The 255-nt window shown below is 47.5% G+C and carries 1 protein-coding gene; it reads left to right on the top strand.

Going from position 1 to position 255, the window contains the following annotated elements; genetic code table 11:
- Positions 1 to 84: 84 nt before the first annotated feature.
- Positions 85 to 255 (top strand): DUF2583 family protein (locus ACPYOI_RS36520; protein WP_481424236.1); only part of this gene is annotated, 171 nt, incomplete at its 3' end.

The following is a 255-nucleotide window of genomic DNA, read 5'->3' as shown; positions in this document are numbered from 1 at the left end:
ACTCATAAAAGAGCCGTTGTCTATACTTTACACACAAGGATCAGGGGCTTTTCCCCTTACAACCCAAAGTTCCGGAGGTGACATATGAAACGCAAAAACGCTTCGATACTCGGTAATGTGCTGATGGGGTTGGGACTGTTTGTGATGGTCGCTGGCGTGGGTTATTCAATTTTAAACCAATTGCCGCAGCTTGACCTTCCGCAATACTTTGCGCATGGCGCGGTATTGAGTATCTTCCTTGGTGCAGTGCTATGG

It is taken from the genome of Rhizobium sp. SVR5-2C, assembly GCF_056755115.1.
The sequence above is the reverse complement of the archived record's forward strand: the minus strand, read 5'-3'. Positions and strand labels throughout refer to the sequence as shown.